The 16399-nt window shown below is 51.3% G+C and carries 12 protein-coding genes and 1 other annotated feature; all 12 genes read left to right on the top strand.

The genetic code is table 11. The features are described 5' to 3' along the window. Nucleotide 1 precedes the first annotated feature (1 nt). The 12 genes from P157_RS0111200 (at nucleotide 2) to P157_RS14510 (ending at nucleotide 16395) form a co-directional block, all read left to right on the top strand. Nucleotides 2-778 carry a sirohydrochlorin cobaltochelatase gene (locus P157_RS0111200; RefSeq protein WP_026761068.1) on the top strand — a complete coding sequence of 259 codons (777 nt, stop codon included), beginning with the start codon at nucleotides 2-4 and terminating at the stop codon, nucleotides 776-778. Nucleotides 779-927: 149 nt separating this feature from the next. Further along, on the top strand, nucleotides 928-1281 hold the full coding sequence (locus P157_RS0111195; protein WP_026761067.1) for an OadG family protein: 354 nt from the start codon (nucleotides 928-930) through the stop codon (nucleotides 1279-1281). Between the two features lie 21 nt (nucleotides 1282-1302). Then, nucleotides 1303-2433, top strand: a complete 1131-nt coding sequence (locus P157_RS0111190) for a sodium ion-translocating decarboxylase subunit beta (RefSeq protein WP_026761066.1) — start codon at nucleotides 1303-1305, stop codon at nucleotides 2431-2433. Between the two features lie 170 nt (nucleotides 2434-2603). Then, a complete protein-coding gene (locus tag P157_RS0111185) occupies nucleotides 2604-4490 on the top strand; it encodes a glutamine synthetase (protein WP_026761065.1) in 1887 nt (628 codons plus the stop codon). A gap of 192 nt (nucleotides 4491-4682) precedes the next feature. Beyond that, nucleotides 4683-4841 carry a hypothetical protein gene (locus P157_RS15585; RefSeq protein ID WP_155266749.1) on the top strand — a complete coding sequence of 53 codons (159 nt, stop codon included), beginning with the start codon at nucleotides 4683-4685 and terminating at the stop codon, nucleotides 4839-4841. Between the two features lie 200 nt (nucleotides 4842-5041). Then, nucleotides 5042-5276 (top strand) — a binding site (T-box leader). A gap of 49 nt (nucleotides 5277-5325) precedes the next feature. Beyond that, on the top strand, nucleotides 5326-7992 hold the full coding sequence (locus tag P157_RS0111175; protein WP_026761064.1) for a valine--tRNA ligase: 2667 nt from the start codon (nucleotides 5326-5328) through the stop codon (nucleotides 7990-7992). Nucleotides 7993-8010: 18 nt separating this feature from the next. After that, nucleotides 8011-9324 carry a bifunctional folylpolyglutamate synthase/dihydrofolate synthase gene (locus tag P157_RS0111170; protein WP_026761063.1) on the top strand — a complete coding sequence of 438 codons (1314 nt, stop codon included), beginning with the start codon at nucleotides 8011-8013 and terminating at the stop codon, nucleotides 9322-9324. Continuing rightward, on the top strand, nucleotides 9321-11030 hold the full coding sequence (locus tag P157_RS0111165; RefSeq protein WP_026761062.1) for an O-antigen ligase family protein: 1710 nt from the start codon (nucleotides 9321-9323) through the stop codon (nucleotides 11028-11030). The genes P157_RS0111170 and P157_RS0111165 overlap by 4 nt, the downstream gene beginning before the upstream one ends. Beyond that, the gene (locus tag P157_RS0111160; RefSeq protein WP_026761061.1) at nucleotides 10993-11622 is read left to right on the top strand and encodes a redox-sensing transcriptional repressor Rex; all 630 of its coding nucleotides are present in this window, start codon (nucleotides 10993-10995) and stop codon (nucleotides 11620-11622) included. The genes P157_RS0111165 and P157_RS0111160 overlap by 38 nt, the downstream gene beginning before the upstream one ends. Nucleotides 11623-11755: 133 nt before the next feature. Beyond that, nucleotides 11756-12319 (top strand): cell division protein SepF, encoded by a 564-nt coding sequence (locus tag P157_RS0111155; protein WP_026761060.1) that lies wholly within the window; start codon nucleotides 11756-11758, stop codon nucleotides 12317-12319. A 91-nt stretch (nucleotides 12320-12410) separates the two neighbouring features. Then, entirely contained in the window at nucleotides 12411-13859 is a 1449-nt protein-coding gene (pepD, locus tag P157_RS0111150; RefSeq protein WP_026761059.1) for a beta-Ala-His dipeptidase, read from the top strand. 724 nt (nucleotides 13860-14583) lie between these two features. Further along, complete coding sequence (locus P157_RS14510; protein ID WP_037368341.1) at nucleotides 14584-16395, top strand: B12-binding domain-containing radical SAM protein; 1812 nt, start codon at nucleotides 14584-14586, stop codon at nucleotides 16393-16395. The last annotated feature ends 4 nt before the right edge of the window (nucleotides 16396-16399 follow it).

The raw sequence follows: 16399 nt of genomic DNA, 5'->3' as shown, positions 1-16399 counted from the left end.
TATGAAAAAAGCCATTTTATTTGCCAGCTTTGGTGTCATTAATGAGCAGGCACGCAAAAATTGTATTGATGCTGCTGCTCGGCAGATAGAGGCGGCCTATCCGGAGTTTACGCTCCGGCAGGCCTATACCTCAGTGTTTATCCGCAAAAAACTTGCGGAACAGGGTGTGCATGTGGATTCCCTGACCGAAGCACTGGATGGACTGCTGGCCGATGGTTTTGCTGAAGTCGTCATTCAGCCGGGGTATCTTACAGCCGGTGAAGAATATGAGAAGAAGGTTTTGCAGGTTGTAGAACCTTATCGGCAGAAGTTTGACCGGCTGGTGATTTCCCGTCCGTTGATGGAGCGTCCTGCTGATGGTGCCGACATGCTGGCCGTATTGCAGGAAATTTTCCCGCTGGAAGCAGGCGAGGATTTGGTGCTCGTGGGGCATGGTTCCCCGCATCGGCATAATCCGGCTTATGAAAATCTGCAGGCGGATGCCGATACGGCATGTTTCCCGGTTCATATCGGTGTGATTGAGCCGACGGACACGCCGGACTTTGCGGCGGTGCTGGCAAGGTTGCAGGACAAGGGCGCAAAAGAACTGCTTCTTGCCCCGTTGCTTCTTTCCGGCGGTGCCCATGTCAATGAGGATATTGCAGGTTCTGAGCCGGAATCCTGGCTTAATCGTCTGCAGGCCGCCGGTTTTTCCGTGCGGGTGAGCCTGAAAGGTCTGGGCGAATATCCGGCCTTTCAGAAGTTATATGTCAAGCGTCTGCAGGAGTGGGATTTTTAAGGCGGCGTTTGCATAACTTTCTGCTATGAATAATATTCACATAAAGGGTATTTCTATTTTTATAAATATGAGTTATAATAACCTAGTGTAAGTGTCTATATTAGGTGAGAATAGGCAAGGGATGCCTAAAAAATGAATGAGGTGAGTGTATGTCACAACCAGTAACAACCAATCCGCTGATTATTATGCTGATCAACATGACCGTTGTGTTCTTGGTGTTGATGGCTTTGGGTGTGGTGATTAATATTATTCACTATATTGACCCCACGAAGCCGAAGGCTGCACCGAAGGAAGAAGCACCTGCGGCACCAGCTCCTGTAGCTGAACCTGAGCCAGTAGCGGCTGCACCTGTGGAAGAGGGGATTTCTCCCGAGGTGGTTGCTGTTATTGCCGCTGCCGTAGCTAGCATGGGTTATGGCGCCGACAGCGTCCGGGCTATTCGTCCTCTGGAGCGCAACAACTGGAAGAATTCCGGCCGTCAGGCAATTCAGAGCCGGGGTTAAAGCAGGGGAGGAGGATTTATTATGGAATTATTCAACGCATTTGCCGTTTCCCTGCAGGCCGTTTGGGCTGACAGCGGTTTCTCCGCGTTCACCATGGGCAATGGCATCATGATTCTCGTGGGTCTTGTACTTCTTTACATGGCAATCGTCAAGGAATTTGAGCCGTTGCTCTTAGGGCCGATTGCTTTTGGCTGTATCCTGGCTAACTTCCCGCGCACGGGATTTTTAGAGGAACCGGGACTTATGCAGGCCATCCATTATGGTATTGCCAATGAAATTTTCCCGCCGCTGATCTTCTTAGGCATCGGCGCTATGACGGACTTTGGTCCGCTCTTGGCCCGTCCGGTTACCCTGCTCTTGGGCGCAGCTGCTCAGATTGGCGTGTTCGTGGCCCTCGTGGGGGCTATGCTCCTGGGCTTCACGGTACAGGAAGCTGGTGCTATCGGCATCATCGGTGGTGCTGACGGCCCGACGGCTATCTACCTGTCCATTCAGATGGCTCCGCATCTTCTGGGGGCTATCGCTGTAGCAGCGTACTCCTACATGTCTCTGGTGCCGCTGATTCAGCCGCCGATTATGAAAGTGCTGACCACGCAGAAAGAGCGTGAAGTCGCTATGGAACAGCTCCGCCCCGTAACGAAGTTCGAGCGCGTCTGCTTCCCCATTGTAGCTGCTATCATCATCAGCCTGCTGCTGCCGCCGATTGCCGCTCTGCTTGGCTGCCTGATGCTGGGTAACCTCTTCCGTGAATCCGGTGTTATGGACCGTCTTTCCGATACGGCCCAGAATTCTCTCTGCAATATCGTAACGATTTTCCTGGCAACCGGTACGGGCATGACCATGAATGCTGACGACTTCCTGCAGCCGGCAACGCTGCTGATTATCGGCCTTGGTCTGATTGCCTTTATGTCCGGTACGGCCGGTGGTGTGCTCTTTGGTAAGCTCATGTGCCGTCTGTCCGGTTGGAAGATCAATCCGCTGATTGGTTCCGCTGGTGTATCTGCTGTGCCGATGGCTGCCCGCGTAAGCCAGGTGGTCGGCATGAAGGCAAAACCGGGCAACTACCTGCTGATGCATGCTATGGGCCCGAACGTGGCTGGTGTTATCGGTACGGCAGTAGCTGCTGGTACGATGCTCGCCATGCTTAAGTAAAGTATACATAAAAATACATAGAAAAGGTCTTTACAAGAGGCTTTGGCTATGGTAATATCTTTCTCGTAAAGAAAAATATTTTTTGGCAATGGAGCCATGCAGACGTTATCCCCGTTTGGGGTGTGTTTGCATGGCTTTTTCGTATTTAATTATTGAAAGGGTGGTTTTACGTGGAAAATTTACTGTATGTGATTCCGGCGAATTCGAAAAAAGAGGATATTATCGAGCAGCTGAAAGCTCATCCGGAAATTAAATTCGTATCCCTCGTGGGTGTGGATATGGCCGGTAACGATACGGATGAAAAAATCCCCGTGCGCATCTTCATCAAGGACATTGATGATTTCTATGCCGGCACTGCAGTACAGACTGACGGTTCCTCCGTTGTGCTGACGGGTATTGCCACTCTGAACAACGCCAAGGTTGATATGCCCATTGACCCCTCCGTTAACTGGTTCGTGGATTACAACATGGAATTCTACGATGAAGAAACGGGCAAGCCGGTCGGTACCCTGCGCATTCCGTCCTTCCTCGTGCATGAAGGCAAGCGCGTTGACTCCCGTGCTGTGTTGGCTGACACGCTGAACTTTGTAAAGCAGGAACTGTTGGACACCTTCAAGAAGCATCCGCAGATTTCCGGTCTTGAAAGCATCAACGGCAATGATGTTGTTGACATTCAGTTCACTTCCGCTACGGAATTGGAATTCTGGGTTAAGACGCCGCTCGAAGAAGCAGCCATCGAAGAAATGTCCGCTTCTCAGGTCATGCAGGAACAGTATTGGGAACGTACTCATGGCGCTGTGCGCACGGCAATGGAAAACTGCCTGCTCGAACTTGACAAATACGGCTTCAAGGTCGAAATGGGCCATAAGGAAGTCGGCGGACTCAAAGCGCAGATTGATGGCAGCGGTAACATGACCCATGTTTGCGAACAGCTGGAAATCGACTGGAAGTTTGCCGATGCCCTGCAGGCTGCTGATAACGAAATCTTCGTGCGCACGGTGGTTAAGGAAACCTTCCGTTCCATTGGTCTCGAAGTAAGCTTCAAGGCAAAACCGATGATTGGTCTGGCTGGTAACGGTGAACACACCCATATCGGCATGGCTGCTGTCACCAAAGATGGCAAGCTCCACAACCTCTTTACTGCAGATGACCAGCATAAGGATTTCATGAGCGCTATCGGTTATGGCTCCCTCATGGGTATGCTCAAGAACTACGAAGCCATCAATCCGTTTGTATCAGCTACCAATGACTCCCTGAATCGTCTGAAACCCGGTTTTGAAGCACCGGTATGTATCGTTACGTCCCTGGGCCATCGTCCGGACCAGCCGTCCCGTAACCGTACGATTCTGGCCGGCCTGATTCGCGACCTGGGTAATCCGTATGCAACCCGCTTCGAGCTGCGCGCTTGCAACCCGTACACTAACACGTATCTGGTGCTGGCTGCCATTTACTCCGCTTGCCTTGACGGCATCAAGACTGCTGTTAACCACACCACGGCGGAACTCCTTACGGAACTTTCCAAGGACGCTGGGGAAGAAGGCTTCTATCTGGAGAAGAACCGTGCTTACCGCAGTGAAAATGATGTGTTCGAAGACTACACGGATGAAGAACGCGACCGCCTGTTCGGTGCACCTCCCGCAACGGTTTGGGAAAACATGCAGAACTTCGAGAACTATGCGGATAAGAAGGCCGTTATCACGGCTGGCGGTGCCCTTAATGACACGATTATCAATGCTTTCCGTGCCGGTGCGCTGCTGCGCTGGAAGACGGAACTCATTGCCCGCATCATTCCGGAAAACCGCGACATCGTCCGCGCTGCCAAGGAAATCAAGGCTGAGTTCGTGACGGATTTGGATTCCTACAACTGGAACAAGATTAACGGCATCCGTTCTTACCTGGCCAAGGACAGCATCGATGAAAAATCCCTGTTCACCCTGCTTATCAATGCGCTGAACGAAGGCGATTACGCCGCCGCTTCCGGTCTGCAGGTGGAAATGTATGACAAGATGGAAGAGCTCAAAGCCCTTTACGATTCCTATGTCAAAAATATGATTTAATATGTGGCTAAAGGGAACTCCCGCAAATCAGGCAGTTGATTTGCGGGAGTTTTTTGCCTCTCGACCATATATGAAAATAATTCTAAGATTATCTCTATGTATACATAAGAAACAGCAGGTATTTGATATTCGTCTGACGAATAACTTTTGTATAGCTTGGATTTCTGACTTTATAAAAGGAGGATGCTGACGATGGAAGCCCTGTATGTTGTATTGTTTCTGCTGCCGCTGATTGTTGACCTCTGTATAGGTTATGATGCGTATATGAACTCTCACAGTTTGCGGAAAGCCATGGCCTGGTTTTTCGCCGGTGTAGTATCGCAGGTGTTGGTGGGGTTGCCAATTCTTTGAAGAAAGCCTAAATGGGATACCTGTTTTATGGAAATGTTATGATGAATTAGCGCCGATAGACAAAGACAGCGGGGAAGATGGAGACTTTGACGTTGTCTTTGCGTTAAGAAAGCAGAAATCCAGGCTGATTGAGCAAATTGTTGGTGGGTCATTGTCAAGTGCTTGATTTTGTGGTAGAATTAACGCCGTATTAGAAATATAGCAGGGCAATGACTAAGAGGAGTAGGGCTGCAGCTGTGGCATAGAGAGGAAACGGTTGGTGGAAGTTTCCCCATGGCAGGTTTGAAGGTCGCTTAGGAGCTTCTGTGCTGAATGGAGTAGGTGCAGACGTCTGGCCGCGTTAAGGCTTAGAGCTGACTTGTCAAGTTGACATGTCAAATTGACGGGTCAGAAAACATTGGTGGTACCACGAAAGTATGCGCTTTCGTCCTTTGGGGCGAAGGCGCTTTTTAGTTTATTGAGGAGGATAATGATGAGCGAAGAAATGACGCAGGAAAACAACATTCCGAAGGTTTACGACCCGCAGTCGTTTGAAAAGAAATGGTATAAGTTCTGGGAGGATAACAAACTCTTCCACGCCGAAGTGGACAAGAGCAAGAAGCCGTACAGCATGGTTATCCCGCCGCCGAATGTCACGGGGCAGCTGCACATGGGGCATGCGCTTGACAACACGCTGCAGGATATCTTGATTCGTTTCCGCCGCATGCAGGGCTACAATGCCGTTTGGATTCCGGGCTGTGACCATGCCGGTATCGCTACGCAGGCCAAGGTTGAGGCTTCCCTGCGCGAAGAGGGCACGAACCGCTATGAACTGGGCCGCGAAAAGTTCCTCGAACGCGTTTGGGACTGGAAGGAACAGTATGGCAACCGCATCATGTCCCAGCTGCGCTCTTTGGGTTCCTCCTGTGACTGGGACCGCCAGCGCTTTACGATGGACGAAGGCTGCTCGGCGGCTGTCCGCGAGGTGTTCGTAAGCCTCTACGACAAGGGCCTTATCTATCAGGGCACGCGCATTACCAACTGGTGCCCAAACTGCAACACGGCGATTTCCGATATCGAAGTGGAACATGAAAATGAAAACGGCCATCTCTGGCATCTGCGCTATCAGGTAGAGGGTGAGGAACGCTATGTGGAAATCGCCACGACCCGCCCCGAAACGATGTTCGGTGATACGGGTGTAGCGGTACATCCGGAAGATGAACGCTATAAGGATATCGTGGGCAAGACCTTGATTCTGCCGATTGTGAACCGCCGCATTCCGCTGTTTGCCGATGAATATGTCGATAAGGAATTCGGTACTGGTGCCGTTAAGGTTACGCCGGCTCATGACCCCAACGACTTTGAAATGGGTCAGCGTCACAACCTCGAACAGATTAAGGTCATCAACAACGATGGCACGATGGGCGAGGGCGCTGGTAAGTACAACGGCATGGACCGCTACGAATGCCGCAAGGCGCTCGTCAAAGAGCTCGAAGAACTCGGCGTACTCGTGTCCGTTGAAGAACATGAACACGCTGTTGGTCATTGCTCCCGCTGCCATAGCACGATTGAACCGATGGTATCCAAGCAGTGGTTTGTCAAGATGGAAAGCCTTGCCAAGCCGGCTATGGAAGCTGTTAAGGACGGCCGCATCAAGTTTGTGCCGGAACGTTTCAGCAAGATTTATCTGCAGTGGCTCGAAAACATCCGCGACTGGTGTATCTCCCGTCAGCTTTGGTGGGGCCATCGTATCCCTGCCTGGTACTGCGATGACTGCGGTGAAACCAGCGTTTCCCGTACGGATTTGACGGAATGCCCGCATTGCCACAGCAAGCATATCCATCAGGACGAAGATGTACTCGACACCTGGTTCAGCTCCGGCCTCTGGCCGTTTGAAACCATGGGCTGGCCGAACGAGACGGAAGAACTCAAACATTTCTATCCGACGGCTACGCTCGTAACCGGTTATGACATCATCTTCTTCTGGGTAGCCCGCATGGTTATGATGGGCCTGGAATTCGGCAAGGATATTCCGTTCCATCATGTATTTATCCACGGTTTGGTTCGCGACAGCCAGGGCCGCAAGATGAGTAAGTCTTTGGGCAACGGCATTGACCCGGTAGAAGTTATCGAAAAATACGGTGCCGATACCCTGCGTTTCATGCTCATTACGGGCAACACGCCGGGCAACGATATGCGTTTCTACTGGGAACGTGTGGAAGGCGCCCGCAACTTTGCCAACAAGATTTGGAACGCTTCCCGCTATATGCTCATGAATCTCGAAGGTTTTGATAAGAGCTTCAAGCCGGCTGAGGAAGATTATACGCTGTCCGATAAGTGGATTCTGTCTCGTTATGCCCGTACGGTGCGTGACGTTACGGAAAATCTGGACAAGTTTGAGCTCGGCGAAGCTGGCCGCATGATTTATGAATTCATCTGGAATGAGTTCTGCGACTGGTATATCGAGCTTACGAAGGCACGCCTTTACGACAAGGAAAATGTCCGTGCCCGTAATACGGCACTGTATGTGCTCTCCACGGTGCTCGAAGGCACGCTGCGCCTGCTGCATCCGTTCATGCCGTTCCTCACGGAAGAAATCTGGCAGAAGGTTCCCCATGATGATGCGCTCAAGAGCATTATGGAAACCAGCTGGCCGGATGTTATGGCTGCGTGCATCAGCGACGAAATCGAAGCCGATATGACGGCCATCATGGAAACCATCAAGACCGTCCGCAATATGCGTGCGGAAGTTGGCGCGGCTCCGAGCAAAAAGAGCGAATTGATTCTGAACTTCACGGATGAATCCCTGCGTGCCGTATTTACGGAAAATCAGAGCTATCTCGACAAGCTGGCATCTTCTGACCCGATTACCATTCTGCCTGCCGGTGCCGACAAGCCGGAAAATGCCATGGCCGGTATGGTAAACGGCGTGGAAGTATTCCTGCCGCTCAAGGGCCTGATTGATGTGGATAAGGAAACGGCCCGTCTCACGAAGGAACTGGAAAAACTCGACAAGGAAATCAGCCGCCTGGCCAAGAAACTGGGCAACGAAGGCTTCCTCGCCAAGGCTCCTGCTGATGTGGTAGCCGGTGAGAAGGAAAAACTGGCTGGTTATGAAGAAAAGAAAAAATCTGTGGAAGGCCGTATGCAGGATTTGGCCAAACTGAAATAATCGTTAGGAGAACCCTATATGAATTATCAGGAATCGCTGGCATATTTAGAAAGTCTCAATATATTTGGTATTAAACTCGGTCTGGAACGCATTCAAAAACTGCTGGCGCGTTTGGAACTGCCGCAGGAACGGTATCGCACGATTCATGTAACCGGCACCAATGGCAAAGGTTCGGTGTCCGCCATGCTGGCGGGCATCCTGCGCCATTCGGGCATCCATACGGGCTTTTACAGTTCCCCGCATCTCGTGTCCTATACGGAGCGGATAAGGGTGGACGGTCAGGCCATCAGTGAGCAGGAATTTGCCGATTGCCTGAGTTCCATCAAGGTCTATATCGACAAGATGATTGCAGACGGGGAGGAATGTCCAACCCAGTTTGAGGTGCTCACCGCACTGGCTTTCTTCTACTTTGCGATTAAGCATGTAGAATATGCCGTTATTGAAGTGGGACTTGGGGGGCTTCTGGATTCCACCAATGTCGTTGTTCCCGAGGTTTCCGTTATTACCAACGTGACCTTGGAGCATGCTGACCGTTGCGGCGGCACCTTGGAAGGTGTGGCCCACCATAAGGCGGGCATCATCAAAGATGATGTGCCGGTGGTCACCGCAGCGCAGGGTGTTGCCCTCGATATTATCCGTCAGCAGGCGGAGGAGAAAAACGCCGATATCTTTGTGGCAGGGGAGGACTTCAGCGCTGACTTTATCAGCTACGAAGGCAATTTCCAGCGGCTGGAATTCTCCTCTGGTCTGTTGGGAGCGGTGAAGGAACCCTATACCCTGCATCTTTTGGGCAAACATCAGATTGAAAATGCAGCCGTAGCGGTGATGGCCGCTAAACTCATTTCCAATTTGGACAGCCGCATTACGAATAAGACCATTGACGATGCCTTGACGCTCGTGAGCTGGCCTGCGCGTTTTGAACAGGCGGACTACAATGGGCAGAAAATCATCATCGATGGCGCCCATAATCCCGCTGGCATGACGGCGCTGCGGGAAAGCCTTGATTTGTATTTCCCTGCGCCGGAGCGCGTACTGCTGCTGGGCATTCTGAAGGACAAGGATATCGACACCATGCTCGATATCCTGCTGCGTCCCAATGATACCGTGGTGGTTACAGTACCGCATTCGGACAGGGCATCTGACCCGCAGATTTTGGCGGGGAAGGTGGCGGCTCATGTGCAGCATGTGGAGGCCATTGCCGATAATAATGAAGCCATGAACCGGGCCCTTGAACTGGCCAATGGAGAAAAGCTCCTGATTATGGCCGGCTCCCTTTATCTTGTGGGCGGCCTGCGCAAGCTCCTGATGGATAAGAAGGGGGGAGAAGCATGAGCAAGAATATTTCCCCGGAAATGGAAATGGTGAAAGCCAAGCGGAGGGAGGCATCCAGAGCGAAATGGCGGGGACGGTTTGCCAAATGGTCCTGGAATTTCGTGCTGGCAGAGGCTTTTCTGCTGGCCCTGCACCCGCCGGCAGCTACCGCCGCTTTGCTGATTGCAACGGTGTTGACGGTACTGCATTTTCGCACGGATGATGATTTTAAGTTCCGCCAGCTGCCCTTTGATGTGCCTGTGGCCCTCTTTGTGTTCTTGAGCGGCGTTTCCATTATGGTTTCGCCGGACAAGGGCTTTAGTTTCTACAATTGGTACAATCTGGTGGGCGTGTATGTTCTGACCTACTTTGTCGTAGGACAGAATGTGCGCAGCGTCCGGCAGGTGAAGGAACTGCTGCTGGTCATTGGGATGGCGGCGGTGTTCGTCCTGCTCTACGGCTTCTATCAGTTCATCTTCGGCATTGATATCAGCGCCATGAAGTGGGTGGACGGCGACGCCTTCCCCGAATTGCGGAAGCGCGTGTTTTCCACTTGGGAAAATCCCAACATTCTGGCCGGGTATCTGGATATTATCATCTGTCTGGCTTTTGGCCTGTTCATCAAGGCCGGAACCAAACAGAAGCGCATTGTGCTGGGCGTGCTGCTGGCGGCAGGTGCGGCCTGTCTGGCCATGACCTATGCCCGCGGAGCGTGCCTCGTTATTGCCGTGATTTTTGCCGTCTATGGTATGCTTAAGGACTGGCGGGTACTGGCAGCCTGCGTTGGCGTGGCTGTGCTGCTGCTGGTGGCTGACCCTGTGCTCTATGAGCGCCTGACCTCTGTGTTCACCAAGGTGGACACCTCTTCGGAAATGCGGCTGGCCTTCTGGGAAAGCACCGTGGCCATGATTCAGGACCATCCATTCCTGGGAATTGGCTGGGGCGCCTACTGGATGGTGTACCCCGAATACGATTTCTATCTGCAGGGGGCCGATATCCGTATCGTCCATGCCCATAATATGTACTTGAACTATGCGGCAGAAATCGGCGTGCCGGGAATGCTGGCCTTTATGTGGCTGTTCTTTGGTTCCCTGTTTACGGCACTGCGGCAGAAGTTCGCTGCACCGCAGCCGGTGATTCCGGCGCCGACACCCTTCGATTATAATGAGGATGCGGCCGCGGATGTGGAACTTAAAAAAGTGGCCGACAGCGTGCAGGTGGAGGAAGAAAAAACGGAAACGCCCATCTGGCAGGACTTTATCGAGTGGCCGGATTGGCGGCTGCTGGCAGGCGCTTCGGCAGGTCTGGGGCTGGCGTTAATCTCCATTGCGCTGAACGGCTTGACGGACCATTTGCTCTTTAACATTCCTTCTTCCATGTTCCTCTGGCTCATGCTGGCCTTTATTGCAGCCGTGGCTGAGCTCAAGCGGGAAAAGGACGCAGAAGGCGCCGCGGAAGCGGAGAAAGAAGCGGATGCAACCCGGGAAGTACCGGCGTTTTTGGAAACTGAGCTGAAAGCAGAAGAATTGCCGAAAGTGCAGTCGGAAGTGCAGCCAGAAGAACAAGAAGGCGAACCGGTAAGCGCTGAAAAAGAAACAGAAACAGAAGCAGAAGCTGCCCCGGAAGAATCCACGGAAACGGACGGAGCAGAAGCTGAAGAAATTATCGAAAAAGAGGAGGCGGGAACAGATGAAAAGTCCGACAACCATATCAAAGGCGACCATTGACCGCCTGCCTTTGTATTTTCGCACCCTGCGGCTAGCTCAGGACGAGGGCTTGGATATTATTTCCTCCGATGAACTGGGCCGCCGCCTGGGGATTACCCCGGAGCAGATTCGCAAAGACCTGGCCTCCTTTGGCCAGTTTGGCAAGAAGGGCGTAGGCTATTTCGTCAACGAACTCAAGCGCAATGTGGGTGGCATTTTAGGGCTGGACAACCATTGGAACATTGCCATTATCGGCATTGGCCATTTGGGTGCAGCGCTGGCCAACTTCCATAACTTTGTGACTTTGGGCTTTAACCTCGTGGCGCTCTTTGATGAGGACCCGGAGGTCATTGGTACCACTGTGAATCATGTGAAGGTGGAGGACATTGCCAATCTGGAACAGATTGTAAAGGAGCGGCAGATTCATATCGGCATTATCGCCGTGCCGGCAGCCTTTGCCCAGGGCGTGGCTGATAAACTGGTTTCTGCGGGGGTCAAGGGAATTTGGAATTTTGCCCCCATCAAGATGGAAGTGCCTGCAGGGATGCATATCGTCAACGAAGACTTGTCCGTTGGCCTCAGCAGTCTTTCCTATCACATCACCCGTCAATGAAAAAAATATGAAAATTTTATTGCAGGAGTTTTGCTTTTTCTGTGGAACTGTGTTATCATAAGAAAAGTAAAATGGGATTAGGAATCAGTGAAATTATTGATAAATTGAATTACTACTGGAAGGACGATTGAAAATGGGGCCATTTGCAAAGATTGCTGACAAATTTTCGGGCTTGGTTGATGTCATCATGCCTTTAAATGATGAGTACGAAGAAGAGATGGATGAAATGGAAGAGGAACTGGCAGAGAAGAAGAAACAGAAATCTGCTATGAAGTCCAGCCGCAGAAGCAGCATGGCCAGTGCCAGCTACGCTGCGGAGTACAAGGTATCCAATGGTGATTCCATTCGGGTGGAGCGTCCAGCTTTGGGGAATGAAAAAGGTGCCTTCCGGCAGAAAAAATCCCAGCCTCAGCTGACGGTACATACCACGAAACAGCCACAGCTCAAGATGCAGATTTATGCACCGCGCAATTTTGAACAGGTGACGGCCATTGCCGATGACCTTAAAGCTGGCAAGGCTTGCGTGGTCAATTATGAGCAGATTGAAGCGCTGGAACAGCGTCGCATTTGTGATTTCGTAAACGGCGTTTGCTATGTTTTGGATGGCTCGGCAAAACGCGTTTCAAATCAGATTATGCTTTATGTGCCCAATGGGGTGGATGTGGCAGAGGCCATGACCATGGCACTTACGGATTGACAGCTGCCCGCAGATAATTTTGATTTAGTTAGACCAGGCAGTCTCTTCGGGGATTGTCTGGTCTATTTGTTTTGTAAAGGATGGAGATAGTATGGCACAGAATAATGAAATACTGGAAGGCGTATTAAGCGAATTCGAAAAACTGGCGGCAATTCCCCGCAAGTCCGGGCACGAACAGGCTGTCAGCGATTTTCTGAAAAAATATCTGACGGAGCTGGGCTTTGCTGTAACCCAGGACGAGAAGAATAATATCATTGCCGATAAGCCGGCCTGCGCAGGCTTTGAAAATGCGCCGCTGACCATTTTGCAGGGCCATATGGACATGGTTTGCGTGGCCGCTGAAGGCGTAGCTTTTGACCCGCTTAAGGATGCCATCAAGCTCGTGCGGGATGAAAAATTCCTGCGCGCTGACGGCACGAGTCTTGGCGCGGATGATGGTATTGGTGTGGCCGAAGCCATCTACATCATGAAAAATGCCAAGGACCATGGCCCGCTGCGCATGATTGTGACGGTAGACGAAGAGCAGGGCATGACAGGTGCGATTCATCTCGATGCGAAACATCTGCAGGATGCCAAGTTCCTGATTAACTGCGATTCGGAAAATTATGATGAACTGACGGTGGGGAGTGCCGGCAGTGTTAACCTCGATTTCTCTCGCGAAATCAAATGGGTGAAGCCGGAAATGACGTCGGCTTGGCAGATTGAAGTTAAGGGCCTTTTGGGCGGCCACTCCGGCGAGCGCATTGGTGACGGTCGCGGCAATGCCATCCGCACGCTGGCCATGACGCTGGCGGCACTTTCCGCTGAAGGCGAAGTGGAACTGGCAGCATTTAACGGCGGCAAGGCTCGCAATGCTATCCCCGACGATGCCCGTATGACCATCGTGACGGATTTGGACAAGGCGGCTATCGAAAAAGTGCTCAATGATCAGCTCGAACGCTTTAATAAGATGTATGGCAGTGTTGACCCCAATGCCCGTTTTGAACTGAAAAACGTAGATATGCCGGAACACGTAATGAATGCAGGTGACATGACCCGCCTGATTCGCCTGATGACGATTCTGCATACGGGAACTTTTGCGATGTCCACGGTGATTCCGGGCCTTGTGGAAACGTCTGCCAACCTTGGCGTAGTCGAAACCACGGATACGGAAGTCAAGGTGCAGTACTTCCCGCGTTCTGCTGTAGACCAGAAGCTCGACGAATTCCGCTTTATGGCTGAAGAATGGGGCGCACTCACCGGCTTTACGGCGCATATCGGCACGCAGTCCCCGGGCTGGAAGGAAAACAAGGACAGCAAGCTGGCTAAAATCATGGCCGATACCTTCAAGAAGCAGAATGGCAAAGATATGAAGGTGGAAACCATTCACGCAGGCCTTGAATGTGGCTGGCATTTCCGCAAGAATCCGCAGCTTGATATGGTGTCCATCGGCGTAACGACCATGGATATCCATAGCCCGAAGGAACGCCTGCTGCTCGAAACCGTAAAACCACAGGTGGATTTGATTGTGGAAACCCTGCACGAGATTGCAAAAATGTAAGAGAACATAAGAAGGGGCTGTGAAATATCCCTTTACCTAGCAGAAAGTGCGTTGACATAAATTATCAACGCACTTTTTGCAAATTGCAGTTTATCGATGTTATTACGAGATTGAACTAATTTGTTACAGCTCAGTTTGGGCGGAGGTGGTAATACTTTTCGCCGTTGCACTGAATGACCCACAAGTAAATGTATGGGCTTTTTAGTTACCTGCGCCGGGCAAGACCGGCGGCGCGTATGTTCAACGCAGTATTTAGTCTATGCCGTTTGTGGGCCAGTCCTCACTGCGTTCGGACAGTCGTTCCACGGCGAAAAGCATCACCACCTCCGCCCTAAGTTGCATCTGCATTAAATGTATTTTTCTCGCTGATAAGCGTCAAGTACATCGATGTTCTTGTTACGGGAGAGACGAGTTCGTGGCAATAGTATAGGGCGTAACTTGGGACGGACGGGGGAGTGATTTTTCTGTAGGGAGCGACTGCCTGAACGAAGTGAAGGCCGGCCCCATGTAGTCCCCAGCTAAGCAAATACGCTGAAAGCAGCGCCGTTGGCCTGCCCAGCGCGAGTAACTGGACAGCTCTACTTTGCGAAGGGGTCGTTTAGCGGAAAACAGAAAAATTACTTCCCCGTCCGTCCCAAACTACGTATGAACAAGATACCTTTACCACGAACTAACAAACAAACTGCAATTTCACAGCATCTTTATTCAATTAGGAGACTTGTACATGGACGAAAATAAAATTCTTTGGCTGGCTCTTAACGCCAAGTATTCCCATACATCGTTATCTGTCCGCTATCTGCGCGAGGCGGTGCCGGGGTCGGAAATCATGGAGCTGACCATCAATCATCAGCTGCTCGCGATGCTTGGGGAAATTTATAGTGCCCAGCCGAAGGTGCTCGGGATTTCCTGTTATATCTGGAATATTGAGCTGGTAAAATCGCTGTTAAAACTTCTGCCTGCGGCCTTGCCGGACACCATCATTATCTGTGGTGGGCCAGAGGTTTCCTATGGCGTAACAGATTTTATGACGGATTTTCCCATGGTGGATTTTGTCTGCCGTGGGGAAGGAGAGGAGGCTTTGCCGAAGCTGGTAGAGCAGCTCCAGACGGCCGCTTTTGACCAGTCAAAAGTCAACAGTCAGCTTGATATGTCAAATATTCCTGGCATTGCCTGGCGCAGTTTGTCAGGTCAAATCAATGAGGGGCAGGATGTGACGGTGGCTGACTTTGCGGGCAAGGTGCCTTTTGCCTATCGGGCAGAGGAAATGGCAGATATCAAGGAGCGGATTCTCTACTATGAAACTAGCCGCGGCTGTCCTTTTTCCTGTGCCTATTGCCTGTCCTGTGCCACGGCGGGCGTGCGCTTTTTGCCGTTAGAGCGGGTGTTTAAGGAACTGGATTTCTTTGTTGCCCATGATGTGCGGCAGGTGAAATTCGTTGACCGCACGTTTAATGCCAAGAAATCCCATTTTTTGCCTATCCTGCAGTATCTGCTCAAGCTGCCGGCTGACTGCCGCACGAACTTCCATTTTGAGGTAGCGATTGATTATCTGGATGAAGAAGTCATGCAGGTGCTTGCGCAGCTGCCCAAAGGACGTGTGCAGCTCGAAATCGGCATTCAGTCTACCAATCCAGCGACGCTAAAAGCTGTTTCCCGCGTAAATCATTGGCAGGATATTGCTGACCATATCAAAAGGATAATGGGCTTTCACAATATGCACCTGCATGTGGACTTGATTATCGGCCTGCCAGGTGAAGGCATGGAATCCTTCCGTAAATCCTTTAATGATGTTTATGCTTTGCAGACGGATATGCTGCAGCTGGGCTTTTTGAAATTCCTCAAAGGGGCCGCGATGATGAACTTGGTTCAGCCCTATCATTACCGCTATATGCCTATGGCGCCCTATGAAGTGCTGCGAAGTGATGCTTTGAGCTATGGTGAAATCCGTTGGTTCCACAGTTTTGAACAGGTCTTTGAACTCTATTACAATGCAGGGCGCTGCCGTCAGACGGCAAACTATCTCATCAGGGAATGTGAGCAGGGCGATGCTTTTGTCTTTTGGCAGAAGTTTACTGACTGGTGGGAGGAGCAGGGCTTCCATAAAATCGGCCATAGTACGAAAAATCTCTACGGCTATCTGCGGGATTTTGCGTTAGCGGCGTATGAACTGTCAGCAGAGCTTATGGATAATTTACTGCGCTATGATGCCCTGCTCTCCGACGGCGGTAAAATCCGCCCCGAAAACCTCAACTGGAACCGCCTGCAGTATCAGGATATCACCGCCGACTTCTGGAAGGGCGCCCCGAGCCGCGTGCGGGCCTATCTGCCGGATTACGAATTCACCAACTGGCGGGATGTGAATAAGAAATACCATATTGAGGTCTTTGCCTATAACATGATGTTGATAAGTCAAGATTTGACATGTCAAAAACTGACTTGTCAACCGACCGCCCTGTTGTTTGACTATACCGCCGATGAGCCAGTATGCCAGCGGATTGAGCTGGAAATTGGTTCATCGGCACAAGATGGTGTATAAGAAA

The sequence above is a fragment of the Selenomonas ruminantium AC2024 genome, from assembly GCF_000687995.1.
Lineage (GTDB): Bacteria > Bacillota > Negativicutes > Selenomonadales > Selenomonadaceae > Selenomonas_A > Selenomonas_A ruminantium_B.
This window is presented reverse-complemented; position numbering and strand designations above follow the sequence as displayed.

What these genes read in the sequence shown, in the direction of transcription:
- P157_RS0111200 (WP_026761068.1), top strand. Translation starts at nt 2, where the DNA reads ATGAAAAAAGCCATTTTATTTGCCAGCTTTGGTGTCATTAATGAGCAG.
- P157_RS0111195 (WP_026761067.1), top strand. Translation starts at nt 928, where the DNA reads ATGTCACAACCAGTAACAACCAATCCGCTGATTATTATGCTGATCAAC.
- P157_RS0111190 (WP_026761066.1), top strand. Translation starts at nt 1,303, where the DNA reads ATGGAATTATTCAACGCATTTGCCGTTTCCCTGCAGGCCGTTTGGGCT.
- P157_RS15585 (WP_155266749.1), top strand. Translation starts at nt 4,683, where the DNA reads ATGGAAGCCCTGTATGTTGTATTGTTTCTGCTGCCGCTGATTGTTGAC.
- P157_RS0111175 (WP_026761064.1), top strand. Translation starts at nt 5,326, where the DNA reads ATGACGCAGGAAAACAACATTCCGAAGGTTTACGACCCGCAGTCGTTT.
- P157_RS0111170 (WP_026761063.1), top strand. Translation starts at nt 8,011, where the DNA reads ATGAATTATCAGGAATCGCTGGCATATTTAGAAAGTCTCAATATATTT.
- P157_RS0111165 (WP_026761062.1), top strand. Translation starts at nt 9,321, where the DNA reads ATGAGCAAGAATATTTCCCCGGAAATGGAAATGGTGAAAGCCAAGCGG.
- P157_RS0111160 (WP_026761061.1), top strand. Translation starts at nt 10,993, where the DNA reads ATGAAAAGTCCGACAACCATATCAAAGGCGACCATTGACCGCCTGCCT.
- P157_RS0111155 (WP_026761060.1), top strand. Translation starts at nt 11,756, where the DNA reads ATGGGGCCATTTGCAAAGATTGCTGACAAATTTTCGGGCTTGGTTGAT.
- pepD (WP_026761059.1), top strand. Translation starts at nt 12,411, where the DNA reads ATGGCACAGAATAATGAAATACTGGAAGGCGTATTAAGCGAATTCGAA.
- P157_RS14510 (WP_037368341.1), top strand. Translation starts at nt 14,584, where the DNA reads ATGGACGAAAATAAAATTCTTTGGCTGGCTCTTAACGCCAAGTATTCC.